The 22,874-nt window shown below is 30.8% G+C and carries 12 protein-coding genes; 2 read left to right on the plus strand and 10 right to left on the minus strand.

The window, feature by feature from the left end; all coding sequences use genetic code 11:
- Positions 1–2: 2 nt before the first annotated feature.
- The 5 genes from FQU21_RS07600 to FQU21_RS07620 form a co-directional block, all read right to left on the minus strand.
- The gene (locus FQU21_RS07600; RefSeq protein ID WP_147677406.1) at positions 3–1,427 is read right to left on the minus strand and encodes a RagB/SusD family nutrient uptake outer membrane protein; all 1,425 of its coding nucleotides are present in this window, start codon (positions 1,425–1,427) and stop codon (positions 3–5) included.
- 5 nt (positions 1,428–1,432) lie between these two features.
- Positions 1,433–5,071, minus strand: a complete 3,639-nt coding sequence (locus tag FQU21_RS07605) for a SusC/RagA family TonB-linked outer membrane protein (RefSeq protein ID WP_147677407.1) — start codon at positions 5,069–5,071, stop codon at positions 1,433–1,435.
- A 131-nt stretch (positions 5,072–5,202) separates the two neighbouring features.
- A complete protein-coding gene (locus FQU21_RS07610; protein WP_147677408.1) occupies positions 5,203–6,336 on the minus strand; it encodes a FecR family protein in 1,134 nt (377 codons plus the stop codon).
- A gap of 172 nt (positions 6,337–6,508) precedes the next feature.
- Positions 6,509–7,084, minus strand: a complete 576-nt coding sequence (locus FQU21_RS07615; RefSeq protein ID WP_147677409.1) for an RNA polymerase sigma factor — start codon at positions 7,082–7,084, stop codon at positions 6,509–6,511.
- 623 nt (positions 7,085–7,707) lie between these two features.
- Positions 7,708–7,968, minus strand: coding sequence for a Fic family protein (locus FQU21_RS07620; protein ID WP_147677410.1), 261 nt, complete (start codon positions 7,966–7,968; stop codon positions 7,708–7,710).
- Positions 7,969–8,407: 439 nt separating this feature from the next.
- On the opposite strand from FQU21_RS07620, the gene FQU21_RS07625 reads away from it, so the two are divergent.
- Entirely contained in the window at positions 8,408–10,099 is a 1,692-nt protein-coding gene (locus FQU21_RS07625) for a hypothetical protein (RefSeq protein WP_147677411.1), read from the plus strand.
- Positions 10,100–10,409: 310 nt separating this feature from the next.
- Positions 10,410–15,227 carry a RecQ family ATP-dependent DNA helicase gene (locus FQU21_RS07630; RefSeq protein ID WP_246124789.1) on the plus strand — a complete coding sequence of 1,606 codons (4,818 nt, stop codon included), beginning with the start codon at positions 10,410–10,412 and terminating at the stop codon, positions 15,225–15,227.
- Positions 15,228–15,269: 42 nt separating this feature from the next.
- Here the strand turns inward: FQU21_RS07630 and FQU21_RS07635 are convergent, their stop codons facing one another.
- The 5 genes from FQU21_RS07635 to FQU21_RS07650 form a co-directional block, all read right to left on the minus strand.
- Complete coding sequence (locus tag FQU21_RS07635) at positions 15,270–18,236, minus strand: type I restriction endonuclease subunit R (RefSeq protein WP_147677412.1); 2,967 nt, start codon at positions 18,234–18,236, stop codon at positions 15,270–15,272.
- Between the two features lie 2 nt (positions 18,237–18,238).
- The gene (locus FQU21_RS07640; protein ID WP_147677413.1) at positions 18,239–18,754 is read right to left on the minus strand and encodes a hypothetical protein; all 516 of its coding nucleotides are present in this window, start codon (positions 18,752–18,754) and stop codon (positions 18,239–18,241) included.
- 39 nt (positions 18,755–18,793) lie between these two features.
- On the minus strand, positions 18,794–18,925 hold the full coding sequence (locus tag FQU21_RS17780; RefSeq protein WP_262712749.1) for a hypothetical protein: 132 nt from the start codon (positions 18,923–18,925) through the stop codon (positions 18,794–18,796).
- Positions 18,926–18,933: 8 nt separating this feature from the next.
- On the minus strand, positions 18,934–19,476 hold the full coding sequence (locus FQU21_RS07645; RefSeq protein WP_246124790.1) for a hypothetical protein: 543 nt from the start codon (positions 19,474–19,476) through the stop codon (positions 18,934–18,936).
- Between the two features lie 113 nt (positions 19,477–19,589).
- Positions 19,590–22,862, minus strand: coding sequence for a sacsin N-terminal ATP-binding-like domain-containing protein (locus tag FQU21_RS07650; protein ID WP_147677415.1), 3,273 nt, complete (start codon positions 22,860–22,862; stop codon positions 19,590–19,592).
- Positions 22,863–22,874 lie beyond the last annotated feature (12 nt).

The raw sequence follows: 22,874 nt of genomic DNA on the forward strand, positions 1-22,874 counted from the left end.
AGTTAAAATGGTACTTTTTCGTTTGTATTTAAAGTAAGATTTGGGTTTTTAGTTAACGCAGACAAAGGAAATGGGATAATATACAATCTAGAATCTGGTTTTAAAACGTAGGTTTCCTGCGGAACGGTTTGATTTACAATAGGAAATACACGGGTTATGGTTTTAGCATACTCGGGTTCGTTATTGAATCGTTTAAGATCGAAAAAACGATGAAACCCAAAAAGTAACTCTTTTCTACGTTCGTTTATAATAAGTTCCATGGTCTCCTTTCTAGTTGAAGGCACTTGCAAATCTGTTGTTTCTAAAAGTATTCGTTTGGCTCTTAAAGTGTTCAATATATCAATGGCCTCACTCAATTTATTCTCTCTAGCATAACATTCTGCAAGCATTAAATATACTTCGGTAGTTTTCATGCCTACCGTGGGGTTGAAGTATTTTTTGTAACGTACATTCCAATATGCGGTATTAGATCCTTGATCTAAAAATGAAGTTGATGTTGAATTAAAAAACAAGTTAAAACGCGCATCGTTATCTCCAAAAAGATTAACTAATTCGGGACTAATAATAGAAATGAACGCAAAATTCATCTCGGTATATCCAGACATGTACATATAACTTAATACTTCTACATTATCTTCTGCAGGTACGGAAACCGCATTTGGCCCGCCCTGTTCATTATAAGCTACTAAATCAAAAATTTGATTGTTATAACTAAGAGACTCTTCAGCAGCTTGTTTTGCTTCTGCTACCTCTCTTTTAAACAAATGCACCTTACTTTTAAAGGCATAAGCAAAAGCTAAAGACGGGTGATAAACATCTAGGGGAACTTCTTCTAAGTATGGCAGCGCTTCTTCAATATCTCTTTGTATAAAATTATAAACTTCTGCTACAGTTGATTTTTTAGGTTTTGCTTCCAAATCAAATTTATCCATAATACAAATTCCTCCATCTGTCTCAGCGGTTTCAGGGTCAAAGGCTTTTGCGTAGGTGTTTACTAGTAAAAAATGATCGAAGGCTCGGTAAATTTTGGCTTCGGCTTTTGCTAATTGTTTGGTATGGTCATCACCTTCACTATCATCAACCAAAGAAATAATTGTATTCCATCTATTGATATATGAATATGCTTGATTGTAAAAGCTTGAATTTTTAAGTAATGCCACCCTATCTGTAGTTTCATCAAAAGTAAAATTAATGATATCAATGTTTGGTGTTTGCCCTATTACATAAGATTCTCTCATCCATTGATCATCTGATAGATATTGAAAGTTATTAACCGGATATGCTCTGTTGGGCAGGGATACCATTTCATGAAAATCTGAAGCGTTTTCGATAACCAACGCTCCTTTTGGCGTAATATCAGTATAATCTTCACAAGAAGTTACTACTAACATTAGTAGTGGAAAAATAATTATATATATATATTTCATAGCTATTAAATATTAAGGTTAAGTCCAAATAAAAAGGTTTTAGGTAGTGATATACTTCTGGTACCGGTATTAGGCGAGTATACCTCTGGATCAATACCATTTCCTGCTGCACTCCAATACCAAAGGTTATTAATTTGAAAAGTCATTTTAGCAGATGATAACTTAATTTTTTTTGTAAGATACTCTGGAAGATTATATGCTAACGAGATATTTCTTAGCTTTACATAATCACCGTTTACTACATTGACATCAGAATTTATCCATTGGTTACTAATAGTACTTGCATTATTTCTTATGCTTTCATCAAAATCTACAAATAATCGGGTATTGTTATTTTGTTGGGTATCTGTATAGCGATCCACTATTCTTCTGTCATTAAGTTCATCAGAATTTAGGGCTAAAACGTCCTTACGCATAACGTTACCTCCAGAGAAAACAAACAATAGATTTAATTCTAATTGTTTATAAGAAAATCTTTGTGAAAAAGATCCGGTATATTTTGGTAATAAGCTTCCCATGTTTACAAGGGCATCTGGGTTTGTTATTGTTTTGATACTATCAGATAAAGGGTTTCCATCATCATCAAAAAGGATTGAAGGTTCGCCATTTTCATCAAGTGCATAAGGATATCCATTAGTAATACCGCCATGCTTATAAGCATACAAACTATTATAGGTTTCTCCTTCGATAAAATAATCTAATGGAGAACTTACATAAACAAACGCATCAGATGGTTCTCTAGTCACTTTATCTACAGTTGTTTTGTTAAAACCAAACACTAAGTTGGATGACATTTTAAAATCTCCGTTATGGTACCAATCCGAACCTATACTTAATTCTATTCCTTTGTTAAGTAAAGCACCCGCATTAACTCTTCTTGTTAAAGCTCCAACGGTAGGGTCTAAATCTGTGGTTGTCAATAAGTCTGAACTATACTTACGATAAACATCTATGCTTCCGCGTAATTTACTTTGCAGCACACTAAAATCTAATCCTAAATTTGTAGTTTCAGTTTTTTCCCATCTTAATTTTGGATTTGGTTGCGTTGTAATATCTATATATTCTAATGATCTATATAGTCTATCATTTCTCCACCTAGCAATAACATTTGGAGTTGTTGACTGATCTACAACACCAGTATACCCATGAGTTGCTCTTAGTTTTAGTGAGTTAACCCAAGTGATATGTTTCATAAAATTCTCGCTAGTAATATTCCAACCTAAACCAACAGACCACAATGGGCGATTTTTATATTTTGAATCTACCCCAAATAAATCTGCGCGATCAACACGGTAACTACCAGTTAAATTGTATTTAGACAACAAGGTATAGTTAACAGAGCTGTAAACTGAAAAATAGCGATGTAATATTTCTTGTTGCACAGTAGACAGTGCTGATAATGTTTTATTACGTCCGTATATATAACTTGGCACGCCTGATTCACTAAGATCTTGGGTGTTTAACGTGTTAAATGTTAAGGTTACAGGATTATACCCATAACTCAAACTTTCAACACTTCTTGGAACAAAAGTTTCACGCATTTCAAAACCAGCTATTGCACTAAGAAAGTGCTTACCTTCACCAAACTCCTGACTATAATCTAGTTGATTTCTAAAGGAGTAATTTCTTGCTTGTCTTGTAGATTGTCTATAACGCCCGCCTTCAGAAAAACCATCCAAATAACTGTATGTATCATTACTAGAATCATAGCCAGTTAAAGTATTTATAGCATAGCGCATTTTATAGGCATCTTGCTCGTAATATTGATCACTATCTGTTCTTACAGTTTCATGCTGATATTGAGAGCTAAGGCTAAGACCTTTCCATAATTTTAATCTTAATTTGGCAAAGGCTCTTAAGTTTAAAGATTTACTTTGTGTTACTCCTTCTTGAAGCGCTTGTAAAACATTAAATGTTACTGGATTAAACCCATTTAAATCGGCTATTTGAGAGGCAACAATTGGATTAATTTCACTACTTGATGTAAAACCGTCGGTAATACGCACAAATGGTGATGTAACAAGATTACCATTTTCATCGGTAATTCTTTCATATCGCTTTTGAATATTAAAATCCCCATAGCTAGAATCCGTGATATCCGCATTTCTAACAGTTCCGTTAAGCCCAACAGTAACATCTAAACTGTTGTTTACTTTATAACTGCTTTTTGCATAAAGATTAAAAGATTGATCGGAATTATACTTTATACGATTGTCTGTATGGTCATAATTAAAGGAAACATAGGTGTTTTGCCTCCCAGAACCTCCAGAAAAAGAAATATTGTAACGTTTCCTGAATTCATCTTGCCATACATTATCTCTATAATCATTGATATAATCGTTATTTCTCCACTGAGAGATTGTACCATCAAAATCTAATTGAGAGATATTACCAACTTCTAAATCCCTATTTAACTGATATAAAGGACTGTAATATAAAATTCTACTACTACCAATTTCTCCATAATTATCAAACATTGTGGCAATATCACCAAATCTATTACGCTCTCTATTGTAAACCGCCTGTTCAAAATCTATTATATCACTTGTAGAAGCATAATTTAAATCTTTAAGATTAGGTTTTGTTGAAACAAAATAATCTGCATTAACATTAACCTTTAATTTCCCATTTCCCTTTTTGGTTGTTAATACAATAATACCATTGGCAGCTCTCGAGCCATAAATGGATGCTGCTGCAGCGTCCTTAAGTACGTTTATACTCTCTATATCATAAGGATTAATTTCTTCTAGCGTTAGTTCTGTAGGTAAACCATCAATCACAATAAGTGGGCTATAGCCAACCTCTACTGAAGAAAAAGTACCTATACCGCGCAGAATAGGCCTATCTGCAGATGCTCCAAATGGATTTTTTTGATATAATAATCCTGCAACACGACCTTCAAGCGCTGTTAACAAATCTGAATTAACATTTTGGTTTAAAGTTTTTTGATTTATTTTAGATACCGCACCTGTTAAATGCTTTCTGCTTATGCTTTTGTATCCTGTAACAACCACTTCATCCATTTCTGTAATTTTCTCTTCAACAACAAGGGTTAGTTGAATTTTGCCCTCTATTGGAAAAGTGGCTTTGGCTACAGTTAAACCTGAACATTCAATTACCCCATTGGCAGGTACATTTTCAATTGAAAAATTACCATCAAAATCGCTTATACTAAACTTATTTGTTTCTAACACGTGGACCGTAACCCCTGGGAAGGGCACGTTATTCGTATTTAAAATTTTACCAGTTACATTAATTAACTGTGTAGATAAATTTTCAGTTTTGGATGACGTAACAACAATGGTTGTGTTGGTAATAGTGTATTTTAAATTTTGATTTTTAAAAACTTCATCTAAAGCCGCTTTTAAGTCGACATTTTTAAGATTAATAGTTAGTGGTTTAGAATCTTTAAGCAATTTTTGAGTATAAAAAACTTCATAATCAGCTTGTTTTGCTAATTCTTTTAAAGCTTTTTCTAGAGAAACGCCCTTAAAATTAACTGTTACACTTTGGGCATGAACTAAAACGCCCAAAAACAGTATAAGAGAAAAGGTAAAACCTTTTAAGTATCGAGATTCAATTATCTTAGAAATATTCTTTCCAAGATTTAGTTTAGGTGTTTTACATTCTGAATTAATTTTCATACATTTACTTGTGTTTTTAGTTAGACATTTGTGAAAAAACATACTAGCGACACTCATTTAGTAACCAGAGGCAATGCAACTGCTTCTGGTTTTTTCATTGATAACTAGTATAAAAGGGCAAACCTCAGATTTTAGGGATATACAATAATGGTATCTCTTTTAACCTCAAATTTTATATTACTAAGCTCAAGTACTTTTAATACTTCAGATAAATTTTTATTCATAAAAGTTCCGCCATTAAATTTCAAATCAGGTATTTCTCCTTTATATACCACCCGAATGTCGTACCATCGTTCCAACTGTTTCATTACCATTTTTAAGTCGGCATTATCAAACCTAAATCTTCCATCTTTCCAAGCCACGGCCGATGTTACATCGACGTCTCTAATTAAAATAGAACTGGAATCTTGGTTTATTTTAGCCTGTTGTCCTGGTCTTAAAATGTTTTTTTTATCTTTATAAGTAACAGCAACACTTCCTTCCAATAAAGTTGTTTCAGTAAAAGGTTCATTGTTATAGGCCTGCACATTAAAATGCGTTCCTAAAACTTGAATGGTTTGATTTCTTATTTTCACAAAAAATGGTTTAGTCTTATCTTTTGCTACTTCAAAATAAGCTTCTCCCTCTAGCTCAACCTCCCTTTTATCTCCCTTAAAATGTGTTGGGTATTTTAATAAAGAAGTAGCATTTAAATACACCTTGGTGCCGTCTGAAAGAATAAGACTATATTGCCCTCCTATTGGGGTTGATAAGGTGTTAAAAGTATTTGGGTTATCATTATTATCTGCACCTGGATTTACTGCATACGAAACAAGTCCGTTAGGATTCATTTTAATGGTGACCTCTTCTTGCGCTCCTTCACTTACAATTGTATCTTTATTCACTAAGTTAGTTAAAACAATTTGTTTCCCACTAGATAGAGTTAATACGCCTTTATTTCCTCCTGGGTGAATTATATTTATTTCTTTTGCTAATTGAACTTGAGGCGCTATGGTTCTTGTAAAATAATACAATCCAGAAGCCAGCATTAAAGCTATTGATGCTGCTACCGCCAAACGTTTCCTTAAATTAACCACCTTTGGTTGTTTTATAGGAATTTTAGATTTTATATATTTAAAACTATTTTCTAACTGGTATTTGTTTAAACTCTTTTTATTCTTTGAAGCTTCAAATAAATACCATGCCTCTAGCTTATCCTTTTCAGCATCAGACAAGGTGCCGTTTCTGTAATTTTTTAATAAGGTTAAAATTTCCGCTTCCGTCATAATAAAATACAGTTTTATCGGTGTTTATATAATTAAGACAACTAAAACATGGATTTGTCATAGACAAAATCAAAAAAAAATTAAAAAATTATTATCTTATTGTTAAATAACCTTCAGAATATTGAAGGTTTAAACGGGAAAGGAAAGCATAAAACAACAGTTAATCAAACAATTACATTTTAAACATTAAAACAATTAAAAATGGATTTATTTTAGCCTTAATTTTTTTTAATGCGTTATAGACTTGTTGTTTAGCTGTTTTATCAGAAATATTTAATTGATTGGAGATTTCGTCATAAGATAAATGATCAATTTTTCTCAAAACGAAAATTTCACGCATTTTATCAGGAAGAGATTCTATTTCTTTATTAATAATAAGGCGTAACTCCTCTTCTCTTTGATTGGCATCTGCAAAGGCGTAATTATTTTCTGTAAAGTCTGATATTGACTTTGCGTAACGCGATACAACCTTTTCATGAGCAATATGATTTAGTATTCTGTTTTTAGTTGCCTTATACAAATATGAAGATAGAGTGCCTTTAATATTTAATTCCTTCCGCTTGTTCCATATAGCCAAAAACACCTCCTGAACAATATCGTTTGCTTCATCTTGACTTTGCAAAATTTTATAGGCATGATTTATTAAAAGTTTACAATATCTATTATAAATTACCGTGTAAGCCTGCTGATCATCATTTTTAAGACAATCTAGCAGTAGCTGATCTGGATATTTGTTATAAACAGGCAAAAAAAGAAATAATTTTAGCTGCGTAATTTAAGAAATAATTATTTTAAACGAAACTAAAATCCTTATTTGAGGGGTATTTAAACAATAAAATTTAAACGAAAAATCCAGTTTATAGACGTTTGTTAAATAGACTCTTTAATACTAGATAGGTTTAAAAACCCTGAGCATACCCTAAGGATTAACTATAGATAAACAAAGATAGTTAACCGTAACTCGATAATATAGTCCTTTTATTTATTAGTTGAAATCTTTGCGAGATCCTGTTACGTATCATTACACTCATAGCTAGACGGCATTGTTTTGTTTAAAATTGCTTTTACAGATTCTTTGTATCAAATAATTTTAAAGTCTTTTATCATTGCGAATATTCTAAACTATGGTGCAAAACTACTTGTTCTAAAATTTAACTGATTTTACTTCCCAATACAGTATTTAATTTTTCTTTATTAACGGGACTTAACATAAAATGAGGTACAAAACGACTCGGAAAGTCACCGGAAATTAGCACCCCGATTTCAAAGGTAATAATTAGTGCTACTTCTATGATTAAAATGACTAAAAAATTTAATATTTATATAACCCATGTCGTATAAAATTAGAATTGAGAAACAGATAAAGAGATTTCAAAAATTAATTTGATAAGAAGTACTTCGTCCATCACCTTCCATTTTAAATATGTTTAACTCCACCATTTTTTGTAAATCTCTTGTAGCAGTTGGTTTAGAGGTTTGATTAATCCGCATATACTTTTTAGCAGTCATACCGCCTTCAAATCCATTTGGTCCTTCTTTAAGCATACGTTTAACCGCCTTTAATTGCCTAGCATTTAATTGGCTTAAAAACACACAAAATAATGAGCCGATTAGTTTTATTAATCGGCTCATTATAAAAAAGGACTTTTAAAATACAGTTTCCTTTGAGCTATAAATTAAATATATAACAGAGAAATTCATTCTTCACTCCCATTAATTTAAAAGAAACTATTGGATAGTTAGAAACTTTCAGAATTACTAAACTCATATTCATAATAGTATTGAAAATCATACGATTAGATTATGTATATTTTAATAAAAAGACTGCAAATCCTGTGGGGTTTAATTTTTTTATTTATATTTAGCTTTCAATAAGCCATAAGCAAGCTTATTACACTCTCCCTTATTTATTTTCATAATTATAAGCAAAATTTAATTTTAGTAATTAACACTAAGTATTGTAAACGAGTTTTTTTTACCAAAGACTCAAATACAAACATTAGGTCATGATTTACCATGACCACTAAACAATAAAAAATTCAAAAAAACTAACCAACCAAAAATTGAAAACATGAAAAAAGTATTATTTATTTGTTCATTACTTATTTTAACAAGTTCTTTTGCACAGCAGTATACTTTGCCTGTTGATTTAGTTAAAACTTTTATGAAAGACAAAAATACAAGTCTTGATATGGTGATTAAAACTAAATTAGGTGATGACAATTTTTACGAAACCATTGTAGAATCGAAAGACAACACCAAATCATTTAAATTAAGACCACTAACATATCCAAATTTTGAAATAAAACTTAAACAAGCAATAAAAGATGTTATTACGACAACAGAGATTGATGGAGAACCCTTAGAGACAGAAGAACCTAACCCCGAAACAATTAGTAAAAATATTCGTTATGTATTCGCAGAAATTATAACATATCATAATACCGAAGAAGCGAAACCTGTGGTAGCTAAAATTTATTTAAAATCTTCTGAAATCCCTATATATTATAGAAAACAAAAAAAACTATTTGAAAAAGCTAAAGACACTTTTCTAAATACAATTAAAAAAGTATCTGTCGAAATTTCATTTTATGGAGGATTTATTGAAAAAATCCAGTTACAAGGCACTATTAACGAGGTACCCCTAACCTTTAATAATAAATACTCAATTGGTATCAGTTCAACAAAAAACATACAAGAATTAGATACATACAGACTATTTTCAGATAACACTTTTAGCGATACCGAAATAAATAACATGTCTAAAAAAGATAGTGTTAATATTACAAAAGAAACCCAAGAATATTCTAATGAAGATAACAGACTAAGAGTTAATGTTTCTGATATAATACGCTATGTAAAAAAAGTTGATGTTAACGCAAATGATGTTAGCCCTGTTCCGCAACTTTTAATTTTAGATAAAAATCAAACAGAAAGTGAACTACATAAAGAAGAAACTTCAAAACTTTTTGAAGCTGTAGTTTACACAGATTTCTTAGGTCTTTTTGACGAGGATAATCCCAATGGAATTGTTCAAACCGAAGTAAACAAGCGCTTTAATATTAATACTAAAAGAACGGATACTAAATGGTATCATAAATTACTTTTTTTACCTCTTATTTCAGAAGGAATCGGTACTTTTCAATATTTAGATGCTAGTTTTCAATTCTCAAAAATAGAATCTGATAGTAAATTTGTAACACCTGATACTTTTACATTTCTAAAAGATGATGGAACAATAGATAAAACAGAAGACTTCTACTCTCCTATTTCATTAATGCGACGAAGAAACTTTGCAATTGGAGGTATTTTAAATTTGGTTACCATGGAAAATCAAAACGCTAAATTAAATATGTATATAAACGCTGGATTTTTATTTGGAAGAACAAGTTTAAAGAACAGTATTGATGATCTTGAAGGTTTTCATACAAATAATTTGGAAATTCCTTTTGAGTATCAATTTCATATTTTACCAGAAAAAAGGGTTAGCTTTTCTATATCTGACAGACTTTCGTGGTTTGAAACCTTTGATTCGAACATTAATTTAAAATCTATTGAGGATAATCTATTGACATCAAAAAACAGGTGGTTAAATAGTTTTAATATTGATTTTAATGTAGATGTTTCTGGTACAGGAAGACTATTTTTACGATATAAACTAACTCACGAATTGGATAATATTAATAACAATTTCTCGAGACTCCAGTTTGGATATTCATTCTATTTATTAAAAAATAATGGTGTAAAAAAGAAACTCAATTAATAAGAAACAGCAAAAAAACTAACTAATAATCAGTTAGTTAGTTTTTTACTCTTATTTGTTAATTACTATGCACAAATTATTACAAAAAGATTGTTTACATTATTTTCTCATTACAGTTCCACCAAAACAAAACAGACTACACTAAACCCCTAAAAATATAATATTTTATATATGTTTTTACTATATTTGATTATTACTTTGTTTTAATCAAAGCACTCCCTCAGTGATATTAGATTTGTATCCATAATCAAAACAAGAGCGGTTTTTCATTTTGTATGGTTAAATCTAGATTAGATCAGAATACCTAAAAATGATTAACAAAATTCTCTACATAGATATTGAGACCGCTAAAAACGGTAAAATAAACGATATTGGTGCACTTTTCAATGGATATGAATTACACGAAAAAGAACTAACAAAACTTAAAAACTGGATAAATCAGGCTGAATATGTTTGTGGTCATAACATTATAGCTCATGACATTCCTTTGATTGAAAGCGTTCTTGGAGAGGATACTTTTAGAAATAAAAAAATAATAGACACCCTATTGTGGTCTCCTATTCTCTTTAGTAATAATCCATATCACAAGCTTGTTAAAGGGTATAAAATAGTGAATGATAGTAACTATAACAATCCGCTATCCGTTTGTAAACTTACCAAAGAATTATTGAGCGACGAATTAAATAGATTCAATGAATTAGACTCAAATGCTCAACAGGTATATGCAAACCTACTTTATCAATCAAAAAATTATTCCGGCTTTTTAGAATTAATAAATTTCAAAACGCAAACGCTTGATATAGGTTATCACTTAAATAGCCTTTTTAAAAATAAAATATGCAAAAATACAAGCATTGATAAAATCGCGAAGAAGTATCCTATTGAATTTGCCTACGCTTACGCACTAATTTGTACAACCGAAGATAAATCTATTTTAGCCTATTGGATTAGTAACACATTACCTGTAACTCAAAAAATACTAGATAATCTTCGATTTAATAATTGTAATGATGAAACTTGCTCCTATTGCAACACAAATTTAAACCCTAAAAAGGCCTTACAAACCTATTTTGGGTACAACGATTTTAGAAGTTTTGACTTAGATGAAGACATAAGTTTACAAGAAAAAACTGTAAGAGCAGGTTTAAGTACAAAATCATTTGTTGCTGTATTCCCTACAGGAGGAGGAAAATCACTAACATTTCAGCTTCCTGCTTTAATGAAAGGCTCTCTTACACGGCAACTAACCGTTATTATTTCTCCGCTAGTTTCATTAATGAAAGATCAAGTAGAAAATCTTGAGAAACGGTTTGACATCACCAAAGCAGCAGCTATAAATGGTTTATTATCTCCTTTAGAAAGGCAAGAGGCTATTGAACGAGTAGAAAGTGGTGACGTACAATTACTTTATTTATCCCCAGAATCTTTAAGATCACCAACGATATTAAGAATACTAAAACAAAGATCAATTGCTAGGTTTGTAATAGATGAAGCACACTGCTTTTCATCATGGGGTCAAGATTTTAGAGTAGATTACTTATACATAGCCGATTTTATAAAAACCCTTGAGTCCCCAAGAGGCTTTGGAAAAATTCCTGTCTCTTGTTTTACCGCAACAGCAAAACCCCAGGTAATAATAGATATAAAAGAATATTTTAAAACAAAATTAAACCTAGAATTAGACGAGTACATAACTAGAGCCAGTAGAACAAATCTAAGATATGAAGTTATAGAAATTGATGATCCCTCTCGCAAAACAAATACTTTATTAACTATTTTGGAACGCTGTGAAAAGCCCGTTATTATATACGCTTCTAGAACCAAAAAAGTTAAAGAGTTGCATCAATCCATTGAGAAAGCTGGTTTTAATGCCACTTACTTTCATGGTAAACTCGATAAAGATATAAAAAAGAGTAGCATGGATGCCTTTATGAATAGCGAGAAGGATATTATTGTTGCTACCTCTGCATTTGGTATGGGTGTAGATAAAGACGATGTTAAATCTGTAATACATTACAATATATCCGATTCTTTAGAAAACTATGTTCAAGAAGCAGGAAGAGCTGGGAGAGATGAAAAAATACAAGCCAAATGTTACATATTGTTTAATGAATATGATCTAAACAAACATTTCAGTTTATTACAACAGACAAAAATTAACCAAAAAGAAATTCAACAAATTTGGCAAGGCCTTAAGTTTCTATCCAAGTATAGAAAAAATAAAAAAATCAGTAATTCAGCATTGGAAATCGCTCAAAAAGCAGGATGGGATACAGAAATTCTAGAATTAGAAACTAAAGTAAAAACATCAATTGCCGCACTAGAAGATCAAGGCTTTTTGAAAAGAAAACAAAACTCACCTAGTGTTTTTGCAGATAGCTTAATGGTTCCTAAAATCGATAATGCCTTAAAAATAATTCATAAACAAAAACACTTAACAGAAACCCAAATACAGAACTGTTCTAGAGTTCTACAACGTATAGTAAAGGATGATGAGTGTAGAATTGACTATCTAGCTGATAGAACAGGCTTAAAACTCAATGAGATTCGAGATATTATAGATATTTTAAGAGACCTTAAAATATTAGGAGACGCTAAAGATTTAACCGCTTTCATAAACATAACTCAGTCCTCCAACAGCTCAAAAAAAATTATTGAAAGGTATCGAATTATTGAAACAGCCTTACAACAGCATCTTACAAAAAACATTAAAATATCAATGCGCCAACTAAATCAAAACTTGATTGATGATGGTATTGAAAAGACTTCCATAGATGCTATTAAAAACATTCTTAATTATTGGGAGATTAGAAATTTTATTCAGAAAAAACGTGTTGACAGAGAAAATGATTTATATCAAATTGATATAAAATACAATGCTGAATTAGAAGAAGATATAAAATGGAGACATGAACTAGCCATAGATACTTATGAACTTTTAGAAAAATTTCAACGAGAACAAAAAGAGAAGCAAGTTTCACAAGAAAAAAGAGATTTACCTGTTTCTTTTTCTATGTTAGAATTAAAAAACTCTAATCAATTTTTAGGACAAATAAAAGAAGAAGATATAAAACGTTATGAGAAAACACTTCTATTTCTAAATCAAATAAAGTCAATAAAATTAGAAGGCGGTTTCATGGTCTCTTACAATAGGTTAAATATAGAAGAAATTGACGCTTCTATTCCTAGGCTTACCATTGATAACTTCAAAAAAATGAACGACCATTACCACCATAAAACAGAACAAATCCATATTGTTGGTGAATATGCAAAGCGGAGAATCCAAAATTACGAGTCAGCACTGTCCTATGTTAACGATTATTTTAGCCAACCCTACGAAGAGTTTCTAGCAAAATATTTCCCTAGACGAAAAAAAGAAATAGGTACTCCTTTAACACCTAATCGACTAAAAGAAGTTATAGGTGATTTGGATACCGATCAAACTAAAATTGTAAACGACGGTAAATCTGACAATATTCTTGTGCTAGCTGGGCCTGGCAGTGGTAAAACAAAGGTCTTAGTTCATAAAATAGCAAGTCTCCTATTGCTAGAAGATATAAAACCCGAACAGTTTTTGATGCTTACATTTTCTAAAGCTGCTTCTTTAGAATTTAAAAATAGAACTAGAAAACTAGTTCCTGAATATTCAGGTTTAATAAAAATAACCACTTTTCACGGATTCTGTTTTCAACTAATGGGCCAATTAGGAGATTTGAAGAAATCTGAAAACGTCATACAAGACTGCTTAGAAGCCATTAAAAATGAAGATATTGACATTTCTTCTATTATTAATAAAAGTGTTTTACTACTAGACGAGTTTCAAGATGTTAATAAAGCAGAATGGGAACTTATTCAAGTAATAATAAAAAAATCTAAAGGTATTAGAGTTATTGCTGTTGGTGATGATGATCAAAATATTTATGGTTTTAGAGGTGCATCCAATGAAAACATGTTAGCGTTTAAAAATAAATATAATGCTACTTCTTATTCTCTCATAAAAAATTACAGAAGTAGTTCAAACATTGTTGAATTCAACAATGAATTGCTAAAAAGAATACCCAAAAGATTAAAACACCAAGTTCTTGAACCTGTAAAAAAACAAACTTCGCCTTTTATTCAATTGGTAAAATATAACGGCTCTTATCTAGAAAAATCACTTACCGACTACGTTATAAAAGATAATTATTCAGGTACACGAGCTATACTTGTTAGAACAAATAAACAAGCCTTAATGCTAAGTACATTTTTAAAAGATGTAGGACAAAAAACAAAATTAATAACAGGCTTAGAAGGATTTAGACTAGATGATTTATCCGAACTAAGAACCTTTACAGAAGCCTTAAAGAAAAATAAAAATGATGCTGGTTTGATTTTCAATAACGAATGGAACACAGCCAAAACCCTTTTTAAATCAAAACATCAAAATAGTTTACATTTCGATATTTGCTTAAATATTATTAAAAAATTTGAATGCCACTATGAAAAACAAAAATATATAATTGATTGGTACGAGTATATTCGTGAAATTAAAATGGAAGATGCCGTTAATGCAGACTCTAACGCTATCATAATAGCGACTATGCATAAAGCAAAAGGTAAAGAGTTTGACCATGTTTACTTATTACTAGAAAATTATGATTTTAACGATTCTGAATCTCAACGCGTTCTGTATGTTGGTTGTTCTAGAGCTAAAAAGAGTTTACAAATACATTGTAACTCACCTTTTTTTGACACATTCAAAACGAACAAATTAAAAATAACAGAATTTGATGGCAAAACAACTCAACCCGATCATTTTGAACTTATACTCGGGCATAAAGACATTAATTTAGGATCTCAAAAATATTCCAAAACGAGCTATAGAATAAAAGGTCTTAACTCCGGAGACGAGCTATTAAAAGATACCGTACAATTTGCTGATAATTCCGCATTAGGACTAGCAAATAAGTATAAGGGCAATGTTCTTTTATTTTCTAGGCATTTTATGGAAAACAAATACAACACGTTCATTAAAGACGGATATGACCTTTCATCAGGTCTCGTTGAATATCTAGTTTACTGGTACGATTCTAAAGAAGAAAAAGAGTTTAAAGTTGTACTCCCTAGGTTAAAGTTTGTGAAAAATTAAATTTTCTACATCCCATATCCTAAAAACTCAAAATAGCCCCATTTAATAATACTCCTTAATATACCCATAAGCTCTTTCAAACAACATTTGATCCTTATGCAATTTATATTTCAATAATGCCTTTCGTAGTGATTTTTGCACCTCACGTTCCCCTGAACTTGTTTTTTGCCAACCAGGAAAACGAACTACTCTTACAATAGCATCTATACTTTCTACAATCCGTTCTACCACAGCAGGTGTTTCATCATTTTTTAATTCGATGAACAATTCTGTCAGGGCGGCTTTTGGTGTTTTTTCAATTATTAATTCTTCTAATTCCTTTTCCGCTTCAACCGTTTCTTTAGCTAGTTTACACAGTTCTTTTACAAACTCTATAGAAGTAATTAATCCCAACTCCGCTTTATCTCTTAACGCCTCTAAACGCTCACTTAATGATTTAAATTTCGGGTCGCCAGCATGTTTTTTAAACCGTTTTATTAATAGCTTTTCAAGTTTCTTTGCATTTTTAGGATCTGGATTATTAAAAATATTTTCTATAACATCGGCATCTAGTATGAATTCCTCTAAATGATGAACTTCTCCAACATGCGTGTTTTCATGCATCAATTTTGTCGTTTCTGCTCCTAATGAAAACCATAATAATTTTCCAATATTATCTGCTGCTGGTCTTACAGACTCAAATACTTGAGATAACCATTTATAATCTTCTTGATAGTCATTTAAAATAGGGTCAGGAGATAACGACTCCCATATCTTTGATAAATATTTGTAATCTTTTGCAAAAGCATCTTTTTTATCATTATTACCAATCGCATTTTGTGCAACCTCTAAACCTTCAAATCCCTCTATAGTTCTATCAATACCTTCAAAATGAGACAAGGCCTCTTCCATGGCTTCGGGTAGTTTATCTCTAAGTTCTGTTAAATTAGAAATTACCGTTTTTATGCTTTCTTCATCAAACTGTAATGCCTTTGCTGCATCATCAAAAACCCCAAAATAATCTACAATTCTACCAAAAGACTTATTAGGAAACAACCTATTGGTTCTACAAATAGCTTGTAATAAGGTATGATCTTTTATAGATTTGTCTAAATACATGGTTTGCAAAATAGGCGCATCAAATCCTGTTAATAGTTTTGCTGTAACTATTATAAATTGTAAATCCGATTGTGCATCGTTAAACTCATCAACTATTTTTTCTTGTTGACTTTTATCAACGCCCCATTTTTGTTTAAATTCCAATTCATCATTAGCGGAAGTTGAAATCACCACATGACTGGCTTCTTCCGGAAAGTATTTATCTAACTCTTCTTTATATTGTACACAGGCATAGCGATCTGGTGTAACAATCATAGCTTTAAAGCCATGAGGAGCAACTTTTTCTTTAAAATGTTTTGCTATATCTTCAACTATTTTGGCAACCCTTTCTGGAGATTTTAAGAAAGCCGACATTTTAGCTGACTTTTTATTTAAAGCATCTGCTTCTTCATCTGTTAAAGCACTATTTTCTTTAAACTCTTCAAATGCTTTATCAATAGTTTCTTTATCTACATGGACATCTACTAAACGTGGCTCAAAATGTAATGGTAATGTTGCATTATCTCTAATAGAATCATGAAATGTATAACGAGACATATAACCACCTTGGTCTTCTTCAGCTCCAAAGGCCCAAAACGTGTTTTTATCTGCTTTGTTTACTGGTGTTCCTGTTAATCCAAAAAGAAATGCATTTGGTAAAGCTGCTCGCATTTGTCGTCCTAAATCACCTTCTTGGGTTCTATGCGCTTCATCTACTAAAACAATAATATTATCTCTAGTATTCATATTCGGTTTCGCATCGCGAAACTTGAAAATAGTTGAAATGATAATCTTTCGCGTATCTCGTTCTAATAATGTTTGTAATTCCGTTATACTATCTGTAGTTTGAACATTGGAAATATCGGCAGCATTAAAAGTACCTGTTATTTGAGTATCTAAATCGGTCCTATCTACCAACACAATAACCGTAGGACTCTTTAAATCCTTTTCTCTTCTTAATTTCTGAGCGGCAAAAACCATTAGTAAAGATTTACCCGATCCTTGAAAATGCCAGATTAATCCTTTTTTAATTTTTCCTGCTTTAACACGCTCTACAATTTTATTGGCGCCTTCGTATTGCTGAAATCTTGGAATGACTTTTATGCGTTGTTTCTTTTTATTGGTAGTAAATAACGAGAAATTTTGTAGAATATCAAGTAAACGTTGTGGATGTAATAAATCATTCAACTCCTTACCTACTTCCCCCAAGCCTAAACGTTTTGCAATAGCATCTTCATCATTTTCTAAACGCCAAGGTGCCCAAAAACCTAAAGGTGTTCTAATTGCACCATAATAGAGTTCTTTACCTTCTGTAGCAAAAGATAATATGTTAGGCACAAATAATTGTGAAACCGCATTTTCATAAATATCATGTATCTCATGTGCGCCATCTCCCCAATCTATTGCAGGACGAATAGGTGTTTTGGCTTCTCCAATAACTACTGGGATACCATTTATAAACAACACCACATCTGGTATTTTGGTTTCTCTATAACGAATACGAAACTGTGTGGTTGCAACAAAACTATTATTCTGTAACACATCGAAATCTATTAAACGAACCGGAACATGCCTATTGTTTTCTCCAAAAGGCATGGTTTTATCTCCTTGTAACCATTTAAAAAATTCTTCATTGGCACGAACTAAACCCACTTGATGTACAGAAATTAAAATAGCACGGAGCTTATAGATCACTTCATCTGCTAAATCTGGATTTTGAGTAATCTCAGGATTTAATTTAATTAAAGCTGCTTTTAAATCTTGTTCTATTAAAACCTCGTTTACACTACGTTGTAAATCTTGTGGCGATTTATATTGCCAAAAACCACCATACAATTTATGGTCTTCAGATATTTCATTCGTGTTTAGATTAACACCTGTTAGCTCTTTAATAATATAGTTTTCTACACTGTTTAGTTCGTTGAAGCTCATAGTTAACTAGTGATTATTTTTTCTATCTTTTCTATTAATATTGGCAATCTATCTTCTACAATAAGTGGATGAATATGACAAGACACTATTTCAGTAAACGTCCTGCTAGTATATATTTTGATTAATTCCTCTTTTATAAATTCTTTAACCTTTGGATGATCCTCATTTATTTCTGTTACTATAGTGGTTCTATTATCCAGTACATAAATAATATCTTCAAAATCGTGACTTGTTCTATAATCTGTACCACGATCTTTAAAGGCCTCAAATTTTGTTGCCAGGAAACAAGGCGCAGATAGAATTCTAATTTCTTGTTCTTTAACTTTTGTAGTCCATAAATGTTCAAATCCCACTTTACACCATCGGTTAGCTGGACCTATTGGACCATCTTCTGCTGGCATTATATCTATAGATATCCCTTTATATAAATAACTACAAATAGCATGGCCTTCTGGATCTGGACTAAACCCAAGTCCTGCTAATCGTTCTTGCATTTGGGCCCAATCTGCATAATTCAATAAATTAATAGTTAAATCTACATCTGCTGTTGGTCTTATTTAATCTGCTGATGGATCATCCGTATAAACACTCACTACTGCGCCACCAATAAACACCATTTGGTCTTTTAGCTCTTGTAACGCTAATGCAACTTCTGCTACTGTAGCAATGTTAATAATCCTATTTTCCATAGCTTACTTTATTTATTTTTTAAGAGGAATAACCTTCTATCTAGATCTGAATCATTTTCTAGGATTCTAATTTTTAATTCTTTGATGGCTATTTCTTTTTCTCGTGCTCTCCCTACTCTTATGGCATCTACAAGCGCTAAGAGTTCATATAGTTTTTCATCTTTTTGTACTGCATCCACTACAGATGGATATAATGGTATTATAGCTTGACCTCTTAATTTACCTTTACCAGATGGCCAAACATAATGTTCTTCACTTACTATAATATTATTTAAAGGAGCTGCAGAATGTGCAGTTGCAATGCCACGTACAATAGCTCCTGGTTTTTGAGGAAACACATAAGTAATACCAAACTGCAAAAACTCTAATAATGCAAGACGCATTACTTTTTTTCCTTTAGAATCGATTAACCCTGCGTATTTAGAGCGGTTTAAAGATTTACTTATTTCAGACTGGCTGATTCCTAAATCTTCAGCCAAAGGCTTTTGAAACCACTGTTCACTACCATAACTTGCTATTTTTAATAAAATAACAATATCGTGCGGGCTCATTATTTGTTGTTTACTTTGCATAATATTCCATATTCGAATATGCTATATTACTTATTTTTTGTTTAATTATCAAATGTTTAACAATAAATATTCCGTATCGGAATATGGAATATTTAATTTAATACTTTATTAATATCAACTAACAATTCATTAAAACCAGAATCTCCAATTTCATTTAAAACCCAAACATACTCTAGAGAACCTTTAAATTCGGTTTGGTCCATTCTTAAATCTACTTTATCATCTGTATTAACGTTTTCCATCACTAGATCATAGTTGCTTCCAATTGATTCTAAATGATTTCCTGGATTTTTAAAATATTTAGTATTCAACTTTATATAATCTTCATCCATCATATTATCACGAGAACGCTCAATGATTACAATTGAAAAACTTTCATTTTCTAATTCTTTAACAGCTCTCTTAGCTTGAGATACAGCAATATTTATTGGATCTGTATTTTGATAACGACAAGATTTTAATTCTATAAGGAAAGATTTCTTTGTGTCGGGATTATAAATTCGAATATCATATGCGCCACCACCAGCATGAATTATTTCTTCCCTTTTACTAGATATTTCATAGGCTTCTAAAGTTTTTACAAAAAGCTGTTCTACTTTAGAACCAACCTTTAATAAATTGCTAAACTCTTTCTTTTTCCTTGCATCTTCTTTTGCAAATTCCATTACGTTTGGAGGAATACCTTCTGGAAAAAGTGCTATAAGCTGGTTTAAATTTTCTTTAGATATTCCTGAATCTTGAATAACTTCCAACATTTCAAGGGCCTCTTCATTTCTTAATAAAGAAAACATTTTGTCCGTCATAGAAAATTTAACCCATAAATCATTTTTACGCTGCAAGAAATGAGCTAAGTACTTTGATAATGAATTATTAAGATTACACCAGTTAATTAACTCAATTATTGTTTCTTTATAACTGTTGATATATCCCAAATTTACTGCCTCCTCTTTTTCAATTTCTCTAATTGCACTATCAACAGCACCACCTAACTCATCAAATGTTTTTGGAGTACATTTAATTTCAATTCCATCTAGAACTAATTCATTTTTCCAATTTTTAGTTTTATCTAATTTAAATAGAATATCTATTAATTCATCATTTAGTGGAGTCTCAACAGTTCCAAAATTATTTAAACTTTCAAATGCACAAAATACTTCATTTCTATTAGGTACAATATTTCCATAAAAAATTTGACTAGAGAAGTCTTTTGCACTTTTTATCTTATTTAAATAAGTGTTAAGCCATTTTATAGTTACAAACCTATCGCAATTTAATTGTTCTGATAAACCATTGATATCTTTACATTTTTCAATTTTAGAATTAATAGTTTCTATAAAAATATCTAACGCATTTTTAAATCTAAAATCTTTGATATTTGAAACTACTCGAATATCTTCATCAAATGAAAACAATTCTTTACCTTTTAAATATACTTCACATCGAAAATTCTCAATATTTTCTATGGATGTAACATTTCTTAATATATCCTTTACTATCTTAAAACAATTTGAGTTTCTCCTAAAACCATCTTTTATAATTAATTCATTAATCTTATTTGAAGCCAATGGCAATCCTTTTTTCTCAATATTCTGACCAGGTAATTTTACTTCCCTATGAATTAGTTTAGTTCTCCAATTATCCCCTAAATCAAATAAAATATCAAGAAATTCATCTGGAATATTTGCTTCCTTATCTTCTAAATGAAGTGTATTTGGACTTAATTTTTTAAAATCACCGTTTTGGTTGGGTATTATTGCATAAGTAGAAAATGAATCTGTTTCCTTAAAATCAATTAAAAAACTATAAAACTTATTAAGCCAAGTTAAAGGTTCTTCTTTTTCATTTAATTTAATCGAAAGGGATTTTAAACTACCAACTACCTCTAATTCAGATAATAATATTTCAAGTGTATATCGTAACTCCCTATCCCAATTTTTAAGTTCATCTTTAGGACCAGTAGCTTTTATCCAACTAATTAAAACATCTTTTTTAGGTAGTTTTTCAACACCAATAAAAGGCTTCACAATTTCATAAAAGGATAATTTATCTGTATCCGTTTCTCCATAGTTTGGAATAAAGGCGGTATTTAATTTTACACAACTGGGTTTATCTGTTTCAATAATATCTTTTTCATTAATAAATGCTCTATAATTTTTCTGTAATTTTTCAAACCAGCTCTTAGAAAAAGTTTGCCATTTTTCATCGGGTAACCTTGAAAAGGCACAAACGAATAAATTTTTAGCTTTAATTTCAATCAGGTAATCTGTGAAGTTTTTAGCAGCTTCAACCCCTTTCTCAACTAACGCTCTATTTTCAATATGATCTGGTGCGCTTTCACTATGAATTGGAATACCATCTCTATCTTCTGTTGGGTGTAATTTAAATCCATTAAAAATAAATGGAAAATAGAATTTATCTGAGCCTATTAAAGGGAAATCCCTGTATAAATTTGGAGTTTTACCAAAGTTTTCAATTAATTTAAGGTCTTCAAAGTTGTTAACTTCCACAGATAGTGAAAGTTCTTTAGTGTAATACGTTATAAAGAAGCGAGTATCGTCTTGACTTAATTTTATTTTCGTTTTTCTGATTTTTCCGTCATTAAAAACTTCTTCACTCTTATAGATATTTTTTGTGGAAGAAATATGATCTATAATCCTAACATTTTTAATTTTTGGAATATTGACTAATGTTAAGGGCAGTGTGTTTTTTAAATCACTCAATCCATCCTTAGCTGCATCCAATTTTTCTTTATTTACAAGAGGGTATTCAAATGATGTATCAAAGTCTGCTTCAACTCTATTAACTTCATAATCTTCTTTGACTGAAAAAATAGGATCTGTTTCTATTTTTCTAATCTTCTCAAGTGCAGACTCAATTTTAGGTAACAATTCTTCAGAAGTTCTCCCACTTCTGTCTAATACAACTTCAAAATCTTTATAATGATTTTTATGATTTACAATACCTTTTACTGTAATTATCTCTGACAACAAATGTGTGGCAATAAAACCTGTTCCAAATTTACCTGTTACGGATTCATCTGAGTTCCCAGAATCTTTTGAACTAACCTGCTGTATTAATCCTGTTATATTAGATACTTTAAAAGGGTTACCATTGTGTCTAAACACAAGTTTATCTGTTGAAAGTTCAATTTCTACAGAAACCTTCTCAAATTTATTTTTTAAATCTTTTGCATTCTGCATTAATTCCCATATCCAACGTTTAGAAGACTGTGATGGGTCATTTAATACTTTACTTAATTTTTCACGTATTTTATCTGCTGTTAATTTATAATTATTATTTCTAATTATAGCATCAACATCATCGACGTCAATTTTATTTACTTCTTGATTTTGTTTTTCATTCATAACTTTTTTTCC

It is taken from the genome of Algibacter pacificus (genome assembly GCF_008033385.1).
Classification (GTDB): Bacteria; Bacteroidota; Bacteroidia; order Flavobacteriales; family Flavobacteriaceae; genus Algibacter; species Algibacter pacificus.